Origin of the sequence: Gelidibacter salicanalis (genome assembly GCF_016469035.1) — a bacterium.
GTDB classification, from domain to species: domain Bacteria; phylum Bacteroidota; class Bacteroidia; order Flavobacteriales; family Flavobacteriaceae; genus Gelidibacter; species Gelidibacter salicanalis_A.
This window is the reverse complement of sequence record NZ_JAEHJZ010000003.1, coordinates 96,956-121,357: the sequence shown is the minus strand read 5'-3', so window position 1 is coordinate 121,357 and position 24,402 is coordinate 96,956. Positions and strand designations below refer to the sequence as shown.

The window sequence follows — 24,402 nt, the reverse complement described above, 5'->3', positions numbered from 1 at the left end:
ATTGCTTAGTTGTTGTCAGTTAATTTCAGGAATTGTTCTTCTAAACTTTCCTTGCGTTTCACTAGATGGGAGAGCGTAATATCTTTTTCGAACATTAAGGTGTTGAATGTAGAAGCATCCATGGGCTGGTTTAGAAAAGCGGTGATGAGTTCGCCTTCTACTTTAACACTTAAAAAATCAGGGTTGTTTTGGAGGTAAGACAACAAAGTGTCGTGCTGTATAGATTTCAACTCAAAAAATCCGTGACTGGAAATCATTTCATCTACACGTCCTGAGTAAAGTTTTTCCCCTTTACGAAGCACCACAACATGGGAACATACTTTTTCGACTTCGTCTAAAAGATGGGACGCCAATAAAATAGTGGTGCCTTCGCTGGCAATCTGTTTGATCAAGCTTCTGATCTGATGAATGCCTTGCGGGTCCAAGCCGTTGGTAGGTTCATCTAGAATCAATATTTCGGGATCATTTAAAAGAGCAGAGGCAATAGCCAGACGCTGTTTCATTCCCAAAGAAAAGTTGTTGAACTTGCTGTTCTTTCTATCTAAAAGTCCGACAATTTCTAATTTCTCATCAATCTTACTATAGTCTACACCTTTAATTTTACAGACCAACTTTAAATTTTCATAAGCCGTCATATACGGATAGAAATTCGGGTTTTCTATAATGGCACCTACTTTTTTAAGAGCGTCATGGGTGGTTGTTTGTCCTTCAAACCAGCTAAAATCTCCTGAAGTTTTGTTGACCACGTTGAGAACTATGCCTAGAGTGGTCGATTTACCACTACCGTTGGGACCCAAAATGCCATACACATTCCCTTTATGGATCGTAAATGATAAATCTTTAACGGCAGTGAGATAGCCAAATTTTTTGGTGAGATTGGTGATGGTGAGAATGGTTTCCAAAATATTTCTGATTGATTAGTTACACGTATGACGAGTGATGGTTACATTTGTTACATCTGTAAATATAAAAACTTACATTTGAGATAACTTAATAGCAATGCAAGATCTTAAAATATCATTACGTAAACCTTCATACCCCATTACTGAAAGGTTGCATAACTATCTTTCTGAATACAACAGAAATATTAGGTTGCCAATTTTTTATGACGATTTGCTACGCTTTCAAGGGGCTGTAGTTTTGTATGATAAAGATGATGTAGATACGCTTTGGGTTCGCGTGTATTTTAACGAATTTGAACGGCAGGAAATAGATTTGAGTTTAAAAAAAGTCTATACCATATTGCATTCTGATGGTAATGAACGCACTATTCCATTTTTAAATGTGGATGCTATTGATTACTGCACTTTTGGTAATTCAAAACCATTCCGAATCAAAGTCAGAAATATCCTGAATGATAATTACACCTATTTTTATATAAAAAAAGCCGATGCTTCGCGGATTTATGGCTTGGAATTGGAGCACATGCTTTCGCCATATAATCTTAATTTTTTGGTGTTTGAGAATACGTTGATAGAAGAGCATATTGCTGGTGTACCTGGAGATGAATTTATCAAAAACATGTTGCCAAAATGTACTCCTTCAGAAAGATCGCAGATTGCCAAAGAGTTCGTAAAGTTTAATGAGCGTTGTATGATCCGTCTTTTGGGAGATATGCGTTCCTATAATTATGTCATTGTGCCTACGCACGACTTTGATCATGTAGTTTATAAAATTAGACCCATAGATTTTGATCAGCAAAGTTATGAAGGCAAGTTTAATGTGTACCGACCACAATTTTTTAAGGAGAATTTAGCGATGGTAGAATTGGTTCAGGAAAAATTTCAGCAGGAATCCATTGACCAATATAAATTGGAAGAGCGCTCTATTGTTGCTAAACGTTTAATCAGTTATCATGAACGAATTAAGGAACTTCTGGACTGTATGATTAATGATACCCTGTCCACGCCAGAGCACATTAAGCTCCTAAAGATGAAAATCTTTGATTATACACAAGATTTGAAATTTAAACGCAGCAAGAATATGGGAGAGATCGTCAAAAACGCGCTAGATTTTGTGCAGCGCAATTACGAGAATGTGAATACTAGAATGTTGTGAGTGTTTGAGACTAGAGAAACTAGACTGGAGAAAAGAGAATAGAGAGTAGAGAGTAGAGAGTAGAGAAAAGAGAAAAGAGAGTAGAGAGTAGAGAAACTTGTACGTCCAACAACAAATCCCGAATCCTGATTCACCAATACCAAAGGTTGAATAGTGCAGCAGGGTCACATTGGCCATTATTTTGTTTGCTATATTTTAATATTATATCACAATCTTAAATTCTCCTCCTGGTAAAGGAGGAGTGGATTCTGCTTCCGAAGAGAAGCTGAAGACGAGGTGGTTTTTATCTGATTATTATTGGGTAACGAATGTTGAATAAAGAAAAAAGAAAAGAGAATAGAGAGTAGAGAGTAGAGAAAAATCTCGAATATCCAACAACAAATCCTGAATCCTGATTCACCAATACCAAAGGTTGAATAGTGGAGCAGGGTCACATTGGCCATTATTTTGTTTGCTATATTTTAATATTATATCACAATCTTAAATTCTCCTCCTGGTAAAGGAGGAGTGGATTCTGCTTCCGAAGAGAAGTAGAAGACGAGGTGGTTTTTATCTGATTATTATTGGGTAATGAATGTTGAATGGAGAATAGAGAGTAGAGAAAAAAGAAAAGAGAGTAGAGAGTAGAGAAACTTGTACGTCCAACAACAAATCCCGAATCCTGATTCACCAATACCAAAGGTTGAATAGTGGAGCAGGGTCACATTGGCCATTATTTTGTTTGCTATATTTTAATAGTTTATCACAATCTTAAATTCTCCTCCTCGTAAAGGAGGAGTGGATTCTGCTTCCGAAGAGAAGCTGAAGACGAGGTGGTTTTTATCTGATTATTATTGGATAACGAATGTTGAATGGAGAATAGAGAGTAGAGAAAAGAGAAAAGAGAGTAGAGAGTAGAGAAACTTGTACGTCCAACAACAAATCCCGAATCCTGATTCACCAATACCAAAGGTTGAATAGTGCAGCAGGGTCACATTGGCCATTATTTTGTTTGCTATATTTTAATATTATATCACAATCTTAAATTCTCCTCCTGGTAAAGGAGGAGTGGATTCTGCTTCCGAAGAGAAGCTGAAGACGAGGTGGTTTTTATCTTGATTATTATTGGATAACGAATGTTGAATGGAGAAAAAAGAAAAAAGAAAAAAGAAAAGAGAGTAGAGAGTAGAGAAAAATCTCGAATATCCAACAACAAGTCCTGAATCCTGATTCACCAATACCAAAGGTTGAATAGTGGAGCAGGGTCACATTGGCCATTATTTTGTTTGTTATATTTTAATATTTTATAACAATCTTAAATTCTCCTCCTGGTAAAGGAGGAGTGGATTCTGCTTCCGAAGAGAAGCTGAAGACGAGGTGGTTTTTATCTTGATTGTTATTGGATAACGAATGTTGAATAGAGAATAAAGAAAAGAGAATAGAGAATAGAGAAATAAGGGTGGTTAATTCCAGTTTTCATCAAAATCTAAGTCCTCATAGTCATCCACATCCAAATCATCATCAAACTCATTATAGTCATCAAATTCATTGTCAGCTTCAAAGGTTTTTTGTGGTGCTTCGGTAGGGATTTGACCATGCACGAACATTAAATTTGGATAATCAGTACCTTCAGCTTCTTCAACTATTTCTGCCAACTCTACAAGAAAGGTCCACATGCTAAAAAAATCATACACATAAATCAATTTGGTTTGCATTTCATCAACCACGGCATTGATCGTGGTGTCTGCCATAAGTCTAATTTCATCATAACCTTCACTAGTGTCAAACATTGAAATTTCCTCACCTTGATTCCAGTCGTCGTCACTGACATAAAAAGAGGCCATTTCAATACCATCAAACCCAAAAGCTTGCGTAATACTGTTGTGCAGGTCTTCAAGAGTGTCTGTTTCTCGGATTTCTATATCTCTAAAAACATCATCGTCGGTGTCGTTGTCAAGAATAATTCTGAATCTGTAAACCATGAGTAAAATTTAATTGGCAAAGATAAAGCTTTTTCTATTATTTGCTAAAACGATGCAGGGTAAATGTCATTGCTGAGAGTAAGAAAAATGCCCCTATTTGATGTGCTACGCCAAGCCACAATGGTACGCCGTAAATGATGGTCAAAACGCCAAGCAAGAATTGAACCCCAACCAATATCAAAAGGCTGTTGACCCCATTAGATTGTATGTTAGTCAATGTCATTTGTTTAGCGCGATACCAGATAATCGCAACGAAAATTACCACCACGTAAGCAAAGGTGCGGTGGACAAATTGAATACCACTCGGGTTTTCAATGAGGTTTAAATAGAACGGTTCAATGACATAGGCAGATTCATGGATAAATTTACCCTCATTCATAAATGGCCAATGGTTGTGTAATAACCCAGCTTTCAACCCCGCTACGAATCCGCCGTAAATAATTTGTAAGATGAGGATCACGTAGCCCGCACCAATCAGGTTTCTAAAAGTTTTGTCGATGGGTTTCTCTTTCGGATAAATTAAATCTAAGGCCACCCAAAGTGTAGCGGCAAACGTTAAAAAGGCTGTGGTTAGATGTGCCGCTAATCGGTAATGGCTTACGTCTGGCATATCCACCAAACCGCTTTTTACCATATACCAACCTAAAAAGCCTTGAAATCCACCCAGAAAAAGTAATACCAATGATTTTTTTATGGTTTTGGCAGTGAGTTGTTTTGTGGCAATAAAATAGATAAACGGAAGGACGAAAACCAATCCAATCACTCTACCAATAACGCGATGCAACCACTCCCAGAAATAAATCGATTTAAAATCGGATAAAGTGAAATGCGAATGTAGTTTTTGAAATTCCGGATACTGTTGGTAAACGGCAAAGGCTTCCAGCCATTCTGCTTCATTTAACGGGGGGATGGTACCTGTAATCAATTTGTATTCAGACATGGATAGTCCAGAATCTGTTAGCCGCGTAATACCGCCAACCAAGACCATAATAAAGAGGAGTACACAACCTGTTAGCAGCCAATAAATGACGGTCTTATTATCTTTTTGTTTTGCCATTGAAACATGTATTTGAAATTGAAGTTGAAATTCAACTTCAAGTTCAATTTCAAATTATTTTTTAACTCATCCCTACTACCTACTACCTACTACCTACTACCTATTGCCGTCAATCCCAATCGCTTCCCCTCTTCTAACATCAAGTCGTAGGCAGCTTGGTGCTCATTGGGTATTTTCCCTTCCAAGATGGCTTCTTTAATGGTCTCTTTGATGGTTCCAATTTCTCGGGACGGTTTTAAACCAAAAGCTTCCATGATTTCCTCGCCAGAAACCGGTGGTTGAAAATTGCGAATTTGATCACGCTCTTCCACTTCAACAATCTTATCCCTAACAAGCTTAAAATTGTTATGGTATTTTTTAAATTTCTTAGGATTTTTGGTCGTAATGTCTGCTTCACACAGCACCATCAAATCATCCACATATTCGCCGGCATCAAATACCAAACGTCTTACGGCAGAATCGGTCACATCTTGTGCCAAAGCTATAGGTCTGGAACTCATAAACACCATTTTTTGCACAAACTTCATCTTGTCATTTAAAGGCATTTTTAAACGCTTAAATAACCGATAGACCATTTTTGAGCCTTCCAGCTCATGGGCGTGGAAGGTCCAACCTACTTTTTTGCTGAATTTCTTGGTTGGCGCTTTTCCTATATCGTGCAATAGGGCAGCCCAACGCAACCATAAATCGTTAGTGTTTTGTGCTATATTGTCAACCACTTCCAAGGTGTGATAGAAATTATCTTTGTGGCGTTGTCCTTCTTTTTCATCAATGCCTTTCAAGGCTGTCAATTCTGGAAGAATATACTCTAACAAACCAGTTTGTTCTAACAATATAAACCCCACGGAAGGGACGTCGCTTTCAAGAATTTTATGAAGTTCTACAACAATCCGTTCTTTGGTAATGATGTTGATCCGTTCTTTATTTTTTAAAATCGCTTCAAGTGAGGTTGGTTCTATAGTAAAATTGAGCTGGGTTGCAAAACGGATGGCACGCATCATTCGCAAGGGGTCATCGCTGTACGTGATGTCAGGATCTAAAGGTGTTCTGATGATTTTGGCATCCAAATCTTTAATGCCCTCAAACGGATCTAGCAAGGTTCCAAAATTGGAAGCGCTTAAATCCAAAGCCATGGCGTTTATGGTGAAATCCCGTCTGTTTTGGTCATCCTCCAGCGTCCCATTTTCTACTATGGGGTTCCTACTTTCTTCGGTATAGGATTCCTTACGGGCGCCCACAAATTCAATTTCTATGTCTTCGTATTTTAGCATTGCAGTACCATAGGTTTTGAAGACTTGAACTTTAGGATGATTGGGAATATTTTTAGCCACTTGTTTGGCCAAGGCGATTCCGCTACCAATCGCAACAATATCAATATCTTTATGCTGTCCGCGTTCTAAAATATAATCCCTAACAAAGCCACCAATAACATAGGCGTCAATTTTTAGCTCGGCTGCCGATTGGGAGATGATTTTGAAGATTGGGTGTTTTAAGGCGTTATTGTTATTCATGTTTTTTACCGCAAATTCGCAAATTATTTTTTCTTTGAATCTATAATGCGTTTGTACTCCAAGGAAATTAAGTTGAAATTGGCTAAGACTGCTAGTTTATAACCAGATATTTTCAAATAATTAATACATTGATTATAATGGCTTGCATTAAAGCACTCAACTGTTTTATTTCCAATATGATATTTTTTACCGCAAATTCGCAAATTATTTTTTCTTTGAATCTATAATGCGTTTGTACTCCAAGGAAATTAAGTTGAAATTGGCTAAGACTGCTAGTTTATAACCAGATATTTTCAAATAATTAATACATTGATTACAGTGGCTTGCATTAAAGCACTCAACTGTTTCTATTTCCAATATGATATTTTTTACCGCAAATTCGCAAATTATTTTTTCTTTGAATCTATAATGCGTTTGTACTCCAAGGAAATTAAGTTGAAATTGGCTAAGACTGCTAGTTTATAACCAGATATTTTCAAATAATTAATACATTGATTATAGTGGCTTGCATTAAAGCACTCAACTGTTTCTATTTCCAATATGATATTTTTTACCGCAAATTCGCAAATTATTTTTTCTTTGAATCTATAATGCGTTTGTACTCCAAGGAAATTAAGTTGAAATTGGCTAAGATTGCTAGTTTATAACCAGATATTTTCAAATAATTAATACATTGATTATAATGGCTTGCATTAAAGCACTCAACTGTTTTTATTTCCAATATGATATTATTATATACAACAAAGTCCGCATAAAATTTGTGTTTTAGAAAAGTGTCTTTATACTTTACTTTAAATTCTTTTTCGCGTATAAATGGAATATTATTGTTGTTGAATTCATACTCTAATGCATCCTTGTATACAATTTCTGAAAAACCTTTACCGAGATTTTTATGGACCTCAAAAAGAATACCAACTATTTGATAATTTTCTTTCTTAAATATATAGTCCTCTTCCATTTTAACAAAAAATAATTTGCGAATTTGCGGTTATGTTATTATCTGATAATTTTCACTTTCCCATTAGCGCTCAACTTAATAATAGACGAGGGTTTGGTACAAATTTTTTCGCGATTCAAATTTACGACATAGTCTACACCTTTTAAAATTAGAGGTGCTATTTCTTTAAATGATTTTGGAGTGGGCTGACTGCTTAGATTCGCTGAGGTTGAAACTATAGGTTTGCCGAAGCGTCTGATGAGCTGAAAGCAAAAATCGTCGTCAGGAATTCTAATTGCAATGGAATTGTCTTCAGCTATTAAGTTAGCAGCTAAATTTTGAGCATCGTCATAAATAATGGTAATGGGGTCTTCGGATACATCAAATAAATCATAGGCTACTTTCGGAATTTCCTTTACATACCTTCCCAACATCCTGTCATCGGCTACCAAACAAATTAGAGCTTTACTATCTTGGCGCTCTTTTAGTTCGAATACTTTTTTAACGGCTTCCGGGTTGGTGGCATCACAGCCTATTCCCCAAACCGTGTCCGTAGGGTAGAGGATAAGACCGCCTTCTTTTAAAACCTGCAAGGCGTTTGAAATTTCTTTATGCATGACGTAGTAATGAATGGTTTTGCAAAAGTAGAATAAAGTAATCTAATTCATTATTTCGGTCTTAAATATCTTGAAAGAATATTTCTTATATATTTGTGTCTAAATTTTATATATGAAAATTTTACATGTTTCGGGCGCAAGTGTTTGGGGTGGAAATGAGCAACAATTGTTCGATTTGATTTATGGGTTAAATAAATTACATATTGAAAACGTCATATTTTGTTTTGAAAATTCGGCAATTGAAGAAAGAGCAATTCAAAATACAATTCCATACCTAAGTATGCCAAAGGCAAAAGCACTTTCATTAAATTATGCGAAGTCTTTAAGGAATTACGTGAAAGAGCATCAGCCGGATATTTTACATTTACACACAAGCAATTCGGTAACAGCTTATGTCATTTCTGATGTTTTATTTGGATTGAAAATACCGACTGTTTTTTCTAAAAAAGGGATTAGCGGAAGTGTTAGCTTTTTAAGTTTTCTGAAATATAATTACAGAGGCATAAAAAAAATTATTTGTGTATCGAAGGCTGTTGAAGTCGCTTTTAAAAAAGTACTAAAACCAAAAAATCATCATAAATTATGTGTGGTTTACGATGGCATAAAAGTGGAACGTTCAGAGAAAAGGAGTACAGTAAGTTTGCGAAAGGAATTTTCTATTCCAGACTCCAGTATTATAATAGGTAACATCGCTAATCATGCAAAAGCAAAGGATTTAGTTACTTTAGTTAAAACCGCTAATGAATTAGTCCATGAGTTGAATGTTAAGAATGTGTGCTTTATTCAAATAGGCAAGGAAGGAAAGCATACTGCCGATTTTATGCCTTTAATTAAAGAGTATGGTCTTGAACCCTATTTTGTTACGACTGGTTTTCAGGAGTATGCTATGGATTTACTTCCTCAAATGGACATTTTTATAATAACCTCCGAACGCGAAGGTGGCCCTACCTCTATATTGGATTCTATGTATAGAAAAGTGCCTGTAGTTACGACTAAAATTGGCGTAACAACGGAGGCTATAAAGCATAATGAGAATGGACTTTTAGCGGATGTTAAAGACTACAAGAAATTAGCTGAAAATTTAAAATATTTGTCTGAAGACAAGGAATTGCAAAAAGTTTTTGCAGAGAAGTCTTATGAATTGTTGTTTCAAAAGTTTACAACCAAACAATTAGCAGAACAAACTTTAGAAAATTACAGGAGCATTTCTTAATTCCGTATGAAAAATCACGTCAATAATAGTTACTTATTAATGAAAAGGAGCGATAAAATTGATGGGGTACTGCGCAGCATTATAATCAGTTAATAATTATTGAAGTATCAAAGTTTCTTAGTTAAGTATTGATTAATCCCATTTATAATAAAAGTTATCTTTTTATTAGTGGTTTCTTCTTCAATAATTTTGTTAATATTAATATGGCTTTTATTTTGTTCTTTATGATAGATATGGTAGACAATACCTCTAAACTTTAAACGTTTGCCTTTCACACCAATATTTAAAAGTCTCTGAATCATTTCACTATCATCAATACCCCAGCCAACAAGGTCTTCATTAAAACCGTTAATTTTAATAAAATCATTTTTCCAAAAGGACATATTGCAGCCTCTTAGTTTTGAAGATCTTTCTGTCTCTTCAGTATAAATATTGGATAAGAAGGGAATACGGAGTGTTCTACCTCTTTTTTTTATTCCTTTTGAAAGAAAATGAAATGAAATCTGTTTTTCGCTAAATAAATCATCTAAAAAACCTTTTTGAATGTTTACCCTACTGCCATACAAAAACATATTTTTTTGTGACATTTCCAGATGATCTTTTACAAAATCCTTGTGCATTATAATGTCACCATCAATTTCAATGATATAATCATATTTTGATTTGGCAATAGCTTTATTCATAATGGCCGGCTTTTGGTTTTTGTTGTCCTCATGCCAAACATGAATCAAAGGAACAGGGAAATCTTGCTGAATTTTTTTGATCAATTCCTGAGTTTCTTTTCTGGAACCATCGTCTGCAATAATAACTTCATTTGGTAAATGTGATTGTTCTTTCACGCTTAAAAGCAAAAGTTCTAGAGCTTCAGGCCAATTATAAGTAGGAGTAACAAGAGAGCACGTAGGATAAGTCGACATATTGATATTTTGAAAGGTAAATTTATGTTTTTTTTTAGATGCAGGATCATATTACAAAAAAACAAGTTATAATTTTGTATATCCCCAATCACGAATAATCGCAAATTTTGAGTATTTTAGACAAAAAATAAAGGTATGAATATTTTTAGTTTTTCGGCCGAATTCAGCAGTGAAAAGGCATGCCGCACGCATTTTAAGGAAGAACGAGATAGGAGTCGCCTGCAAGAAGTGCTCGCATACGGAGCATTATTGGATAAAGAGCTAGTGGAGCTACGAATGTAAAAAATGCCGGAGCAGGACTTCTTTGCGCAGCGGCACGATCATGCAGAGTTCAAACCTGTCCTTTCTGACCTGGTACAAGGCCATGTTCCTGCTGACGGCCACCAAAAAGGGCTTTTCCTCCAAGGAGATCCAGCGCCAGTTGGGCCTAAAACGTTACGAGCCTGTTTGGGCGATGGTCTATAAACTGCGCAGGGCAATGGGAAAGAGAGATGACAGATATGCCTTGGAGGGAATGATCGAAATGGATGAGGGCTATTTCACCATAGAAGCTTCCGAAAATGAGCACAGGACACAAAAACCGGGACGGGGAAGCAAGACAAAATCCAATGTGATCGTGATGGCAGAGAGCGCGGTCCTTGAAGATCTGGACACTGGAAAGGTTGAGCGCCATGCCGTTATTTCAAGGCCAAAGTGTTGGAGGACCATAAAGCGGATGGTACAGACCGAACACTCCAGAACGCGATTCGATTGCCCAAGAACAGACCATTGTCTTTACCGACCAGAGCACATCATATGTCAACATTGCCGATTACGTGGAACTGCACATCAGCGAGAGATCGAGCGGAGAAACAACAAAGGGGACCTTGAGGTGGGTCCACATAACAATCAGCAATGCCAAGCGCAATGTTGTGGGCAATCATCACAAGATAAAGAGGAAATACCTACAGTTATATCTGAACGAGTTTGTTTACAAGCTCAATCGAAGATATTTTGGGGAGAAGATCTTCGATAGGCTTGTAATTGCCAATATTACGTGGTTATGAGTAAAAACGGATATACAGTTATAATTTTATATTTTTGAAGCATGTTCTAAAAAATAAACAGAACTGATATTATCCTAGTGTTTAATCATAAATAATTGAAAATTAAGGCAGTATTTAAGGTGAAAAAAGTATGAAAAGAAAGAGGTCAGTACATAGCGCTCATATATTAGAAACAGATTTTTTTGACGACATCATTCATGATTTTGCAACCAAAGGCGAAGACTACGGGAATCAAAAACGAAATACCTTAAAATTATTTATGCTAAATGATTTTACCATTAATGTGAAGTCCTTTCGTGTACCCAATCTTGTTAATCAAATTGCGTATCGATTTTTTAGAAAAAGTAAAGCACAACGCTCTTATGAGTATGCTAATAAATTGCTCACATTAGGAATTCGTACACCGCAACCCATAGCATATTACGAATTTCATACACTATTTCTATTTAAGAAAAGTTACTATATAAGTGAACAGTTGGATTGCGATTTGACCTATAGGGAACTTACAACAGATTTTGATTATCCCAATTACGAAACCATTCTACGCGCCTTTACGAGATTTACATACCAACTGCACGAAAAGGGGGTCAAGTTTTTGGACCATTCTCCTGGGAACACCCTTATTAATAAAAACGGTGAGGATTATGATTTTTATTTGGTAGATTTAAATCGGATGCAATTTGGAAGTTTGGATTTTGAGACCAGAATAAAAAACTTCGCACGGTTAACAAAGCATAAATCTATGGTAGAGGTGATGAGCGACGAATACGCAAAATGCATTGGTAAACCTTATGATACGGTTTTTAATGCAATGTGGCGTGAGACTGAGGCTTTTCAGGAAAAATATCACAGGAAGAAACGATTGAAACAAAAGCTGAAGATATAATTTATTTTCTACCTTTTCTAAGTAACCATAATTTTACATAGCGCATAAAGACGGTATAACCTTGAATATACCCAATAGTTAAGCCAACAAACCCATCTCTAAACCCGCTTTGTAAAATGTAATGTTTAAAAAACCCATAAAAAGGTTTGATAACAAAGTGATAGGCTGTGAGTTTGCCGGTTTTTTTGTTGTAATCCTCAGCTTGCCAATTTGCATAGCGATTAATTTTTTCTACATAGTTGTCGAATGTTGTGTAAGTGTTGTGATAAAGTTTGTGATGTAAACTACTTACAGTTCCATTGGCAATGATTTCTGCATGAACATGTTTATCTTCATATGTACAGAAATCTCGTTTAAATAATCGAATTACTTTGTCATTTCTCCAGCCACTATAATGAACACGTTCTCCCATAAAATGGTTGTTTCTTCCAATCCAATATGCGACAACATCCGGTTTTGGATTTTCCAGTGTTTCAATGATTTCCTTTTGCAACTCCGGAGTTACACGTTCATCAGCATCAACTAATAAAATCCATTCGTGCTTAGCTTGTGGAATGGCCCAGTTTTTTTGAGAAGCAGAATAAATGTAGTCTCTTCGAATAACCTTAGTGGCCAGCTTTAAAGCTTTTTCATAAGTTCCATCAGTACTAAAGCTGTCAACTACTAAAATTTCATCTGCAAAATTAACAGAAGCAATGACCTCTGCAATGTTATAAGATTCATTTCCAGTGGGAATTATTACAGAAAGTTTATTCATGTTCTTGCCTTTCAATGGCGTATTGTTCATTATAACTTTTTAGCGTAAAATACGCCAAACGTTTTCTTATTTTATATTTGCGAATTAAATTGAACGGTTTGTTATTAAGGTAACTTCTGTCTTTGTGCAAAAACGATATACAAGCATCAATGACACGTTTACTTGATTTTCCATCAACATAAGGATGCAGGTTTTCAATATAGGTGTCTATTCTTTCAAGTAAGTCTTCTGACGGATTTAAAGCTGTTGAAAAGGCCGTTTCAATTTCTTGGGGATCATCAATATCTATTAAAAAATCTTCGTGTACTCTATGTTTAAAGGTAACAACAGGTTTTTTTTGAAGCACAAATTCTTGAATTGCTGAGGTGGTGTCGGCAAAAAGAATATCAGCTTTTAAAAACAAGGGGATTAAATCAGTCGTATTAAAAAAATTAAAATTGGCATTGGTTAAAAATTGCCACTTTTCTATGATATGCAATGGTAATTTGGGATGTAACACCATGATAAACTTATAGGTGTTGGAATTAGAAAGTCGTTTAATTTCGTTGAAAACGGCATCGTTGTATGCCAAGCTTAAACGTTCGGTAAAGGTTGAAGCAATCATTATAGTAGGGCGTTGGTCTGTTTTAGAGGGTGTTGAATCACTACTTTTTTCTAGAGGAAACATAGGGTCTGCCTTGCTCCATCCTGTTTCAATGACTTCAAAATATTTAAGTTCTTTTGAAAGCTTGGTGAATACATTTGTAGTGCTCGGGCCCTGTGTACAATAAAGGTCGAAAAATCCACGGATTCTAAAATGATAGAATTCACCGTTTTTTAATGGTCTTTTTTTTGCAAAAAATCCATGAAATATTTGAACTTTTAATCCCGTAATAAAATCAGGTACATCGTCAGTAGCCCCGAGAACTATCTCAGGTTTATAGGCAACAACATCTTCAATTGTATTTAATAGGTTGCTTTTACCTTTGAGACTCTGTTTCCCGTTTTCTAAATCACTAAACCACTTGATGGTATGGCCACGATTGATGATCTCTTCCTCCAACGGAATTCCGACGGGCACTGCATAACTGTAAGATATGTATATGAGAAATTTATAAGCCATTGGGAAATGCTTTTAGAAAAACAGTTAATGTTGGAATGATGTATTCAGGCTTGAATTTTAAATAATACGGTTGTGGATTTTTTTTAGCATCATCTAAGGTGTTTTTAGAATAGTTGATATAATCCTGGAGATGTACCGAAACGTGGTTTTTTCCATCTTCAAACATGTTCCAATTTTCTTTACTGAGCCCAGGGGAGAAAATAGTAAATGTGGGGATATCCAATGCTTTAGCCATGTTTACGGCGCCGCCTTCATTGCCTATTAGCGCAGTGCAATGTTTTGTAATGGCCAAAAACATTCTCAAATTCTCTCCATACACATCAAAATAAATTTGATTTTGAGTCTCTTTCTTACAGAGGTCATAAATTGCTTTTGCTTCGTTAATTTGCTTTGGTATATAATTGAATAAGACCTGACCTTGGGTTTGGGCAACAATCGTATCAATTACTTCCGCCATGTATGGAAAAGGATAGGTTTTATTAGGATCACTCCCTAAAACACTAATCATAAATAGGGGTTTAGAAAGATTTAAATGATACTGTTTTAAAAATGCATTTGAAACTTCAATTTCTTCTTGCGTCAAATATATTTTCGGCTTGATAATGGTACCCTCAATTCCTAATGGTTCAAGTAACTTCAAACGATTTTCTATTGCTAAACTAGCATTGGTTCTAGCCTTATTTGCGTATATAATTGGATGGTTATAGATGAAGTACGTATAATACTTGTATTTAGATATTCTGGTTTTTGCGCCAGAAAATAGTGTCATAAGAATGCTTAAGGGTTTAGAATAAACATCAACAACTACGTCATATTGTTCCTTGCGAATTGATTTTATAAAATGCCATAAAGGCCCTTTATTGTGTTTCATTTCTGGAGTAAAGAAAACAAGTTTGTCAATATAAGGGTTGTGCTCAACAACAGGAAATGTATGCGAATTTATAACATAATGCAAAACTGCATCAGGATATTTTGCTTTCAATGCTTCAAACAGAATACTGCTTGCTAACACATCGCCAATCATTTTCTTTTGTATGATTAAAACTTTCATTAAACAGCCACATTATATTCCCGCAACGCATCATTTAAAGACGTTTTTTTGTTGGTGCTTTCTTTGCGTTTTCCGATAATCAATGCGCAAGGCACATTGTAGGTTCCTGCTGGAAATTCTTTTGCATAACTTCCCGGAATCACTACGGAGCGTGCTGGTACAATACCCTTCATTTCTACAGGTTGATCACCGGTTACATCAATAATTTTTGTAGAGGCCGTTAAACATACATTTGCACCTAAAACCGCTTCTCTTTCCACTCTTACACCTTCCACTACAATGCATCTGCTGCCAATAAAGGCATTGTCTTCTATGATTACCGGAGCGGCTTGTAAAGGCTCTAAAACCCCACCAATGCCAACACCACCTGATAAATGCACGTTTTTTCCAATCTGCGCACAACTGCCCACCGTTGCCCAAGTATCCACCATCGTACCTTCATCTACATAAGCACCAATGTTTACATAACTGGGCATCAAAATCGTGCCTCTACTAATATAGGCACCATGTCTCGCAACAGCATGAGGTACCACACGGATGCCTTTATCTGCATACCCACGTTTTAAAGGGATTTTGTCGTGATATTCAAAAATACCTACTTCAAAGGTTTCCATTTTTTGAATCGGGAAATACAGTACTACTGCTTTTTTCACCCATTCATTTACCTGCCAACCATCAGTGGTAGGTTCAGCCACTCTCAGGGTGCCTTCATCGAGTAAATCAATAACGCTTCTAATACTTTCTATGGTGACTTTATCCGAAAGTAATTCGCGATTTTCCCAAGCATTCTCTATATTTTGTTGTAGTTGTTCCATATCTAAATTTTAATTTACACAAATATAAAGCTATAATTCATTTTGGAAAATTTCTTGGTGCAACTTTATCAATTGCTTTTTTTGAACGCTGTTACTAATGATGATATCAATATTTTGTGTGTAGCTCTGTCACTTCATTGGAGGTCTTAGTAAGACAATTTCTGAATTACTAATTTCCAATCATCAGTGTCCGGTAAAACAGGCGAAAAGTTTGCAAACCCCCTTAAAGTATGATCTGGTTCAAAAACTTAAAAATGACACCTTGTTTNNAGCGCCTGCCTGCCGGCGAGGCAGGATCTTAATTCTTTAGCGCACAATAATGATTTACAATGAATCTCTTCAGTCAGAAATTTAATTCACGTAACTTTGCATATTAAGAATTTAAAATGAGAATCCTGCCTACGCAGGAAGTGGTATGGCAAGAATTTTAGCAATAGATTACGGCACAAAACGCACTGGTATTGCGGTTACTGACGAACTTCAAATCATCGCTTCCGGATTGACAACGGTTGCCACTAAAGAACTTTTACCTTTTTTAAAGGACTATATAGCCAAGGAGAATGTTGAATTGTTTCTAGTTGGAGAACCAAAGCAGATGAATAACGAGGTTTCTGAAAGTGAGGAATCCATTCAGTCTTTTTTGACAAAACTAGCTAAAGTCATTCCTACAATGCCAGTTAAGCGCGTCGACGAGCGCTTTACTTCAAAAATGGCCTTTCAAACCATGATTGACAGCGGACTCAAAAAAGGGCAACGCAAAAATAAAGCCTTGGTGGACGAAATTAGTGCGACCATTATCCTTCAAAGTTATTTGTACAATCAGTAAGTGCTGCGCAACAATTTTAACTGAAGTTTCTAAAATCCTAAATAAGTGTTGTATTTTTGCACTCTTAAATTTAAAGAACAATGATTTTACCTATTGTTGCCTATGGCGATCCTGTTTTAAGAAAGGAAGGCGAAAATATTTCGGCCGAATATCCAAAATTGAAGGAACTCATTGCCAATATGTATGAAACCATGTATGATGCTTATGGGGTTGGTTTAGCTGCGCCACAAGTGGGCTTGGCCATTCGTTTGTTTGTCATAGATACGACTCCTTTTTCCGAAGATGAAGATTTGACCGCTGAAGAGAAAGCGCAATTAGAAGGGTTTAAGCGTACGTTTATAAATGCAGAAATCATTGAAGAAACTGGGGATGAATGGGCTTTTAATGAAGGCTGTTTGAGTATTCCGGAGGTTAGGGAAGATGTGTTTAGAAAACCTAAAATCAAGATCCAATATCAAGATGAAGATTTTAAAACGCATGTTGAAGAAATTGACGGACTTGTCGCCAGAGTGATTCAGCATGAATATGATCATATTGATGGTATCTTATTTACCGATAAGTTATCAACTCTAAAGAAGCGTTTAATCAAAAGTAGATTGAATAATATTTCAAAAGGAAATATTAGCGTCGATTACAAGATGCGTTTTCCTGCGATGAAAAAGAAACGTTAATTTTTTACAATCCTAAAGGCAAAGGTATATATTTGTCTCCGTCAAAATAAAAAGCATATAAAGAATATGAGTTTAGATAAGATTTTATCCATTTCAGGGAAACCAGGGCTATTTAAAATTGTAACCCAAACACGTAGCGGTTTTGTTGCAGAATCGTTGCTTGATAATAAACGTATTACCGTTGATATTCATAGTAATGTAAGTGTTTTGAGTGAAATTGCTATGTATACGCTTACTGAAGAAGTGCCATTACGCGAGGTGTTCAAAAAGGTACGTGAAAAGGAAGATGGCAAGCAAACGACAATCAGTCATAAAGATTCTAAAGATAAGCTAGAAGAGTATTTCTTTGAAGTATTACCTGATTATGATGAAGACCGTGTATACCCAAGTGACATTAAGAAAGTCATCCAATGGTATAATATTTTGCAATCTAATGACTTGTTGTCTGCACTGGATAAAGAAAACGAGGATAAGTCAACAGCTGCTAAAGTTGAAGAAGCCCAATCTAAAACGACGGCTAAACCTAATACCTCTAAAAATGTAGGGACTAAAGCTTCGGCGTCAAAAAAAGGTGGATCTACTAAAAATACAAGCGCTAGAAAAACTTAATTAGAATTAAGATATTAGAATCAAGAATCGAGATTTGGTTCAGGACACATAAAAACCCCGCGATTTCTTTTGAAAATTGTGGGGTTTCATTTTATATAAAATCATGCCTTGAATTTTCCAATTTTAAGTGGATCGCCATTACTGACCGTGAATTAGTCTTGGTTCTTGATTCTAGCAGCGCAGCGCCTGCCTGTCGGCCATCAGGGTCTCTTTTCCCAGCGTAAGATTCTCATGTATAAACTAGCAAACAACATTCGTTTTCGTAATTTTAAAATTTAGAAAAGCAACCACATGACACGTAGACAAGAACAGCTCCAAGCCTTTGACCGACTTCTAACTATTATGGACGAATTGCGCGAGCAATGCCCATGGGATAAGAAACAGACCATGGAAACGCTCAGGCATTTAACCATTGAAGAGGTTTATGAGTTGGGCGATGCAATTTTGGATAAAGATTTAGATGAGGTTAAAAAAGAATTAGGCGATGTGCTCTTACATATCGTTTTTTATTCGCGCATTGGGAGTGAAACAAAAGATTTTGATATTGCAGATGTGTGTAACAGTATTTGTGATAAACTAGTGGAACGCCACCCACATATATATGGAGACGTAAAGGTAGAAAATGAAGAAGATGTGAAACGCAACTGGGAACAGATTAAATTAAGAGAGAAAGGAAAAACAAGTGTGCTTCAAGGCGTGCCAAATAGTTTGCCCGCAATGGTAAAGGCCAATCGCATACAAGATAAAGTTGCCGGGATTGGTTTTGATTGGGACCATCCAGAACAGGTGTACGAGAAAGTGGAGGAGGAGCTCGCCGAATTAAAAGTTGAAATCGCTAAAGGCGATGCCGATAAAATGGAAAGTGAATTGGGTGATGTGCTTTTTTCTATCATTAATTATGCGCGGTTTTTAAAAATAAATCCCGAGAACGCATTGGAACGCACCAATAAGAAATTCATCAAAAGATTTCAGTATTTAGAGGCTAAGTCTCGGGAAATCAACCTGCCTCTATCAGAGATGACATTGAAAGAAATGGATGTATTTTGGGAAGAAGCAAAAAAAGTTTGATTTTTTATGTCATCTCGTAATCCAAGACGGGATTGTATTCGTATATATGATACAATGAAACTTTAATTAGTTTCATAATCATAAGTAGGTAGTCTTAGTTATATTTTAAGCGGTATTAATTAAGATTAAAAATTTAGTTTAGTTAGGGGTCAAAATCCTATCTGTTTTCACAGATAGGATTTGATTTTTAGGCCATTTCGTCTTTTTAAATTAGTGAAACTCAATTTTTAAAAGTTGCGAAGCAANNTACCCTTGGGTCGAGGTTGTTCATTCATAACTTTGATTCATAACTTTGATGTCATAAAAAAAAGGCCCAATTTTTCTTCTTGAAAAATTGAGACTTTTTAATTAGTCTATACTTTACTATTAATACAGTTCTTTCAGCTTCTTGAATTTTTCTTCCCAAACAGCTAAGTTTTCCTTGTGGTTTTCTATATTGTTCAATACATCTTTGACCAAAGGATTGGTTTTATCAATATTGGAGAAAAATTGAAGATTATTTTCCAATTGGTTAATCTCCCCACGCACTTCATCAATTTTTTTACGAATAAAATGGTGTTCATTGTCTAGCAATCGCGTATCGTCCGGTTGAGATAAATGCTCCAGTTTGTTTTCAAACTTGATCATTTCTACTTCAGACTTATCCATTTTTAAATTATTGAATAAGCTATCTACTGCTTTATTGAATTTACCTTCAATGAAACGTTTATTTTGCGGTACTGGTCCTAAAGCATTCCACTCTTCAGTTTTTTTCTTAATGGTCTCTAAATCTTCCTCAGGCGTACCGCTTAGTGATAATTCTTTTAAATTATCAAGTAATTTCGATTTCTTTTCAAAAGCTTCTACTTCGCCTTTATTTGCAGCGTTGCGTTCAGCATTCAGCTTGTCAAAATAATGGTTACACGCAGCTTTAAATCGTTTCCATATCTTGTCACTGTCCTTCCTTGGCACGTGTCCAATCTCTTTCCATTCATTCTGAATTTTCTTCATCAATGGTGTAACAGTATCAAAATCATCACTATCCTTGTGCTCTTCAGCAATTTTGATCAAATCCAATTTCTTCTGTAAATTGGTATATTGATCCTTTTTTAAACCTTTATAAAACGAATTTTTCTTTTTGTTAAAAGTTCTTACAGCAGCTTTAAATTTTGCCCATGTGGCTTCATTTACTTTAATAGGTACCTTGCCAGCGTTAAAAAATTCAGTACGCAAGCCTTCAATAACCTTAATTTTATTTTGCCACGCCTGATGAGAATTGAGTTCATCCTTAGCTATCTCTTCAATTTTAGCAATGATGGCTTCTTTTTTCTCCAGATTGGCTTCGTGGGCTTTATCAACGTCAGCGTAATAGGCTTGTCTTTTATCATGTATGGTTTTGGTTGCGTTGCTAAAACGCTCCCAAATAGCCTCTCTATGTTCTTTATCAACAGGGCCTAAGTCTTCCTTCCACATTTTATGGAGTACCTGCAACTCCCTAAAAGCTCGGTTTGAATTGTCATCTTGGGCCAATTCCTCAGCACGGTCGATGATTTTTAATTTCTGATCGAGATTGTGTTTGAAATCCATATCGCGCAAATCGCGATTGAGATGCAAAAAGTCATAGAAAATCTCTACATGATGGTGGTACGTATTCCATGCATTATTGTATTTGTCTCTTGGTATTGGACCAGCAGTACGCCATTCTTCCTGTAAATCCTTAAAAAGTTTATAGGTGGTGTTGATGTTTTCTTCAACATTAATCAGGCCTTTAATATCCTCAATAATGCGTAATCTGTTCTCTAAATTAGACTTCAGATTGGTCTCTAAAGTCTTGTAATATGCGTTAAGATTGTTTTTGTAATCTTTATAAAGCGCATTGAAGCGCTTTTTTAGCGGGCTGGAATAAAAGAAATCAATCTCACTTCCGCCTTCGCTTAAGAATTCCTCTTTCTTTTCTTCTAGAATTTCTGAAAACTTAGAGTTGAATTCGGTTTTAATCTCGTCTATATGAGACTTTATAGTCTGAACTTTTTTGTTCTTTAGTAAGGTTTCAAATTCATCTGCCAACTGCTCCATAGTCATGGAGTGGTAGTCTTTATCCTCTAAAGTATGGCGCTCATTATTGCCTTCGTCTTCAGCATCTTCAGCATTGGATTTTTCAATTTCATCCACATGTGCGTCTTTCTTGTTAGCTGCTGTGTCTTCTGAATTAGCCGTTGCTGTTGTGTTATCTTCTACAGGTTGATCTGCTTGCTCTTCGTCTTTTGGGGTTTCAGTGGCTTCACTTTTGATAGCATCTGATGCTTCAGTTGTTTCGTTTGAAGGGGTATCTTCTGGTGTGTTTTGGTTTTCAGCAACTGTGTATTCAGTAGTGATAGCCTTGCTTTTTAAATCCTCGTTTCCATCTGCATCATGCAGGTTATCTTTCTCTGACATCGTCGTAATGTTTAAAGTTCATGTTGTTGGAAGTAAATATACTAACAACCCCTTAGATTACAAAAGAGAAAGTTGCTTTTAGGCCATTTAGCCTACTTGCTCCAAATCTCCCATGCTTTTTCAGCTTGATATTCCAGCATTTTTGAGCCGTTGCAAATAGTGGCACCTTTAATTTCGCCGCAGATCAAAAATTTTGTTTGAATAGGATTATAAATCAAATCATAAAGCAAATGCACTTTGGTAATTGCATCATACGGGATATCAGGACATTGATTGACGTTGGGATGGGTGCCCACTGGCGTACAGTTGATAATGATTTTATGGTCTCTGATAATAGCTTCTGTGAGATCAGTATATAAAAATTTTGCCTTAGCATTTGGGCTTCGAGAGACATACTCAAAGCTGATCTCTAACTTTTTTAAAGCATAAGCAATAGCTTTAGAGGCGCCACCTGTACCTAAAATCAATGCCTTAACATGATGAGGTTTTAACAACGGTTGGATGGATTCTGTAAATCCGTAATAATCTGTGTTAAAGCCTTTTGTTTTTCCGGACGCGTAGATTTTTATGGTGTTAACGGCACCTATTTCTGATGCTGTTTCATGAAGTGAATCTAAATAAGGAATGACTTGTTCTTTATAGGGAATCGTAACGTTGAGGCCCATCAGATCTCCTTGTTCTAAAATTTCTGGAAATTTTAAAATAGTATCAATGTCAAAGTTCTCGTAAGAATACGGGAGCTGTTCATTCTCAAACTTGGTCGTAAAATGGGCTTTTGAAAATGAATATTCAATATTTTTACCCACCAGCCCAAATCTAGACATTGATTTTTCTAGTTTTGTTTCCATACCATTCTAATGCTAAAACAATTATAATACCAACTCCAATATATACTATTGCCAAATAGGTTTCACTATGCAAACTCGGTATAAAGCGTTCGTAATTGGAAACTACTTTCTTGCCTGCGGAGTCAAAGATAAATCCCCCATCATCTGCGAGTCTATAGATGGTTTTTTTCCAAGGCCAAACAACACCTAGAGAGCCCACAATAAAGCCAATAATAGAGGCGGTGGTAATGCTTTTGTAATGTTTAAGAATGTAGCTCAACATGTGTGAAAACGTTACCAATCCGGTTACAGAACCTAATGTAAAAACGATTAAAACTTTGAGTAAGGTAATGCGCTCTGAGTTGTGGAACACGCTAAAATCACCCACGATAATTTCATAAAAAGTATCTGAAAGAGCGTTGACAGAATCTACCAATAAGAGTACATAGTTTCCTAATAGGATGAGAATAAAAGAACCAGAAAAACCTGGTAGGGTCATGCCTGAAACGCTGATGATGCCACAGAAAAACACAAAAAATAGATTATCGTTTTCTTTGGCAGGGTCAAGGAAACTGATTCCAACACCCAAAACAATACCTATAACAAGCGCGACGATGGTTTTGTAGTTCCAGTCGTTGAAATCTTTGTTAATGTAATAAATGGAACCGATAATCAATCCGAAGAAAAGGCTCCATACATAAAGCTCAGAATGGACAAGAAAATAATCTAGAATTTTGGAGATGCTAAAATAGCTGATAATCATTCCTAAGAAAAGCAAACCCAAAAATCGTCCGTTTATATAATGGAAAAAACTTTTGAAACGAGCGTTAAAAAGTAATTTAAAGGCTGTTTTGTTTACTTTCTGAAGTGAGTAAATAAACTCTTCATAAAATCCCGCCACAAACGCAACAACTCCACCTGAAACCCCAGGGACCTTATTTGCAGCACCCATAGCCAAGCCCTTTATAACTAAAAAAAGTTTATCTGTAAAGGTTCTGGTGCTTTGCATTTATGGAGTTTTGGAGCCTACTTTTTCAAGAATGAAGATAGTTAAAAATCCCACAATCATCAATCCAATAGCCCAGGTTATTTGCGGGTCTACGCCGTTATTGATTTCTGAATAGTGAAGCGGCCATACACTCTTTTCTGAGATCATCTTAAAGGTCTCAAAATCATTAATCTGTCCTTGGTAGACTTCAAGAGTTCCAAAATCTGTTACATTTTGGATGGGAGCAGTGTTGCCAGTCGACTTTTCTAAAACGGTCAAGGTCTCTTTCCATGGCCAAATCTTGTTCAATGATCCAAAAATAAATCCGGTAAGCACTGCCAGCGTCGTATTTTTATAGTGGTTAAACAACCATTTTAATACTCTACTAAAACTTAATAACCCAATCACCGCGCCAACAGCGAAAATGGCTATTTTTTTAAAATCAAAAGCGTGTAATGCATCACTAAGCGTTTTATAAGCGCCCAAGATCACCAAAATAAAAGACCCTGAAATTCCAGGTAAAATCATGGCACAAATTGCCACAGCTCCCGCAAAAAACAAGAATATGGAGCTGTCATTATTTGCCATAGAGGGCAGTGTCGTGATGTAAAATGCAGCTAGCGATCCAATGATTAAAGCCACGATAGTGCCTAAATTCCAAGTTTTAATTTGTTTGCCTACAAAAAAGATACTCGCCACGATGAGTCCAAAAAAGAAAGACCATATCAATATGGGATGATGTTCAATCAGGAATTTAGCAAGTCTCATAAACGACACAAAACTGATAATTATTCCGGTAAGCAGAGCCAATAAAAAGTTGCCGTTAAGTTGGCTCCAAAAAGCAGAAAATCCACTTTTTCTGAAGGTTTTTAATAAGTCTAAATTGACGCCACTGATAGTCGTAATCAATTCTTCGTAAATACCAGAAATAAAAGCTATGGTACCTCCTGAAACTCCAGGAACGGCATCTGCTGCTCCCATTGCAATTCCTTTAAGTGATATGAATAGGTAATCTGAAAAGCGTCTTTGCATTGTTGATTTTACATATAAAAGCCGTAAAGATATATAAA

24 protein-coding genes and 2 pseudogenes are annotated in these 24,402 nt (G+C 36.1%); 8 read left to right on the top strand and 18 right to left on the bottom strand.

The window, feature by feature from the left end; translation table 11 throughout:
* Positions 1–5: 5 nt before the first annotated feature.
* On the bottom strand, positions 6–902 hold the full coding sequence (locus JEM65_RS01645) for an ABC transporter ATP-binding protein (RefSeq protein WP_199596802.1): 897 nt from the start codon (positions 900–902) through the stop codon (positions 6–8).
* A 97-nt stretch (positions 903–999) separates the two neighbouring features.
* On the opposite strand from JEM65_RS01645, the gene JEM65_RS01640 reads away from it, so the two are divergent.
* On the top strand, positions 1,000–2,058 hold the full coding sequence (locus JEM65_RS01640; RefSeq protein WP_199596801.1) for a hypothetical protein: 1,059 nt from the start codon (positions 1,000–1,002) through the stop codon (positions 2,056–2,058).
* 1,442 nt (positions 2,059–3,500) lie between these two features.
* Here JEM65_RS01640 and JEM65_RS01635 read toward each other — a convergent pair.
* The 8 genes from JEM65_RS01635 to JEM65_RS01600 all read right to left on the bottom strand — a co-directional run bounded on the left by JEM65_RS01635 (position 3,501) and on the right by JEM65_RS01600 (position 8,141).
* Positions 3,501–4,019 (bottom strand): IS1096 element passenger TnpR family protein, encoded by a 519-nt coding sequence (locus JEM65_RS01635; protein WP_199596800.1) that lies wholly within the window; start codon positions 4,017–4,019, stop codon positions 3,501–3,503.
* Positions 4,020–4,056: 37 nt separating this feature from the next.
* Positions 4,057–5,076 (bottom strand): COX15/CtaA family protein, encoded by a 1,020-nt coding sequence (locus JEM65_RS01630; protein ID WP_199596799.1) that lies wholly within the window; start codon positions 5,074–5,076, stop codon positions 4,057–4,059.
* Positions 5,077–5,165: 89 nt separating this feature from the next.
* Positions 5,166–6,587 (bottom strand): CCA tRNA nucleotidyltransferase, encoded by a 1,422-nt coding sequence (locus JEM65_RS01625; RefSeq protein WP_199596798.1) that lies wholly within the window; start codon positions 6,585–6,587, stop codon positions 5,166–5,168.
* Between the two features lie 23 nt (positions 6,588–6,610).
* Positions 6,611–6,790: a GxxExxY protein gene (locus tag JEM65_RS01620; protein WP_233530483.1), complete on the bottom strand. Its 180-nt coding sequence runs from the start codon at positions 6,788–6,790 to the stop codon at positions 6,611–6,613.
* A gap of 1 nt (position 6,791) precedes the next feature.
* The gene (locus tag JEM65_RS01615; protein ID WP_233530482.1) at positions 6,792–6,944 is read right to left on the bottom strand and encodes a GxxExxY protein; all 153 of its coding nucleotides are present in this window, start codon (positions 6,942–6,944) and stop codon (positions 6,792–6,794) included.
* Between the two features lie 29 nt (positions 6,945–6,973).
* Positions 6,974–7,126: a GxxExxY protein gene (locus JEM65_RS23045; protein ID WP_368856057.1), complete on the bottom strand. Its 153-nt coding sequence runs from the start codon at positions 7,124–7,126 to the stop codon at positions 6,974–6,976.
* A gap of 29 nt (positions 7,127–7,155) precedes the next feature.
* Complete coding sequence (locus tag JEM65_RS01605; protein WP_199596797.1) at positions 7,156–7,545, bottom strand: GxxExxY protein; 390 nt, start codon at positions 7,543–7,545, stop codon at positions 7,156–7,158.
* Positions 7,546–7,583: 38 nt separating this feature from the next.
* A complete protein-coding gene (locus JEM65_RS01600) occupies positions 7,584–8,141 on the bottom strand; it encodes an L-threonylcarbamoyladenylate synthase (protein WP_199596796.1) in 558 nt (185 codons plus the stop codon).
* 112 nt (positions 8,142–8,253) lie between these two features.
* Between JEM65_RS01600 and JEM65_RS01595 the strand changes: the two genes are divergently transcribed.
* Entirely contained in the window at positions 8,254–9,354 is a 1,101-nt protein-coding gene (locus JEM65_RS01595; RefSeq protein WP_199596795.1) for a glycosyltransferase family 4 protein, read from the top strand.
* A 107-nt stretch (positions 9,355–9,461) separates the two neighbouring features.
* On the opposite strand, the gene JEM65_RS01590 is transcribed toward JEM65_RS01595, so the two are convergent.
* A complete protein-coding gene (locus JEM65_RS01590; protein ID WP_199596794.1) occupies positions 9,462–10,271 on the bottom strand; it encodes a glycosyltransferase family 2 protein in 810 nt (269 codons plus the stop codon).
* 135 nt (positions 10,272–10,406) lie between these two features.
* Between JEM65_RS01590 and JEM65_RS01585 the strand changes: the two are divergent.
* Positions 10,407–11,317, top strand: a pseudogene (locus tag JEM65_RS01585) (IS1595 family transposase).
* A gap of 130 nt (positions 11,318–11,447) precedes the next feature.
* Positions 11,448–12,203: a lipopolysaccharide kinase InaA family protein gene (locus JEM65_RS01580; RefSeq protein WP_199596793.1), complete on the top strand. Its 756-nt coding sequence runs from the start codon at positions 11,448–11,450 to the stop codon at positions 12,201–12,203.
* A gap of 1 nt (position 12,204) precedes the next feature.
* On the opposite strand, the gene JEM65_RS01575 is transcribed toward JEM65_RS01580, so the two are convergent.
* The 4 genes from JEM65_RS01575 to JEM65_RS01560 are packed head-to-tail and all read right to left on the bottom strand — an operon-like array spanning position 12,205 to position 15,928.
* A complete protein-coding gene (locus tag JEM65_RS01575) occupies positions 12,205–12,960 on the bottom strand; it encodes a glycosyltransferase family 2 protein (protein ID WP_199596881.1) in 756 nt (251 codons plus the stop codon).
* Entirely contained in the window at positions 12,953–14,062 is a 1,110-nt protein-coding gene (locus JEM65_RS01570; protein ID WP_199596792.1) for a CDP-glycerol glycerophosphotransferase family protein, read from the bottom strand. Before JEM65_RS01570 ends, JEM65_RS01575 begins: the two co-directional genes overlap by 8 nt.
* Entirely contained in the window at positions 14,052–15,113 is a 1,062-nt protein-coding gene (locus JEM65_RS01565) for a glycosyltransferase family 9 protein (protein WP_199596791.1), read from the bottom strand. Before JEM65_RS01565 ends, JEM65_RS01570 begins: the two co-directional genes overlap by 11 nt.
* Complete coding sequence (locus tag JEM65_RS01560) at positions 15,113–15,928, bottom strand: 2,3,4,5-tetrahydropyridine-2,6-dicarboxylate N-succinyltransferase (RefSeq protein ID WP_199596790.1); 816 nt, start codon at positions 15,926–15,928, stop codon at positions 15,113–15,115. The genes JEM65_RS01565 and JEM65_RS01560 overlap by 1 nt, the downstream gene beginning before the upstream one ends.
* Positions 15,929–16,343: 415 nt before the next feature.
* On the opposite strand from JEM65_RS01560, the gene ruvX reads away from it, so the two are divergent.
* The 4 genes and pseudogenes from ruvX to mazG all read left to right on the top strand — a co-directional run bounded on the left by ruvX (position 16,344) and on the right by mazG (position 19,102).
* Positions 16,344–16,754, top strand: a complete 411-nt coding sequence (ruvX, locus tag JEM65_RS01555; RefSeq protein ID WP_199596789.1) for a Holliday junction resolvase RuvX — start codon at positions 16,344–16,346, stop codon at positions 16,752–16,754.
* A gap of 80 nt (positions 16,755–16,834) precedes the next feature.
* Entirely contained in the window at positions 16,835–17,425 is a 591-nt protein-coding gene (def, locus tag JEM65_RS01550) for a peptide deformylase (RefSeq protein WP_199596788.1), read from the top strand.
* Between the two features lie 66 nt (positions 17,426–17,491).
* Positions 17,492–17,902 (top strand): annotated as a pseudogene (locus JEM65_RS01545) (DUF5606 family protein); the annotation flags it as partial.
* A 423-nt stretch (positions 17,903–18,325) separates the two neighbouring features.
* The gene (mazG, locus tag JEM65_RS01540) at positions 18,326–19,102 is read left to right on the top strand and encodes a nucleoside triphosphate pyrophosphohydrolase (protein WP_199596786.1); all 777 of its coding nucleotides are present in this window, start codon (positions 18,326–18,328) and stop codon (positions 19,100–19,102) included.
* A 366-nt stretch (positions 19,103–19,468) separates the two neighbouring features.
* On the opposite strand, the gene JEM65_RS01535 is transcribed toward mazG, so the two are convergent.
* The 4 genes from JEM65_RS01535 to JEM65_RS01520 all read right to left on the bottom strand — a co-directional run bounded on the left by JEM65_RS01535 (position 19,469) and on the right by JEM65_RS01520 (position 24,364).
* Positions 19,469–21,517, bottom strand: coding sequence for a DUF349 domain-containing protein (locus tag JEM65_RS01535; RefSeq protein WP_199596785.1), 2,049 nt, complete (start codon positions 21,515–21,517; stop codon positions 19,469–19,471).
* Positions 21,518–21,609: 92 nt separating this feature from the next.
* The gene (locus JEM65_RS01530; protein WP_233530481.1) at positions 21,610–22,365 is read right to left on the bottom strand and encodes a shikimate dehydrogenase family protein; all 756 of its coding nucleotides are present in this window, start codon (positions 22,363–22,365) and stop codon (positions 21,610–21,612) included.
* Positions 22,334–23,353: a DUF368 domain-containing protein gene (locus JEM65_RS01525; RefSeq protein WP_199596784.1), complete on the bottom strand. Its 1,020-nt coding sequence runs from the start codon at positions 23,351–23,353 to the stop codon at positions 22,334–22,336. Before JEM65_RS01525 ends, JEM65_RS01530 begins: the two co-directional genes overlap by 32 nt.
* Entirely contained in the window at positions 23,354–24,364 is a 1,011-nt protein-coding gene (locus JEM65_RS01520) for a DUF368 domain-containing protein (RefSeq protein WP_199596783.1), read from the bottom strand. It lies immediately after the preceding gene.
* Positions 24,365–24,402: the final 38 nt, after the last annotated feature.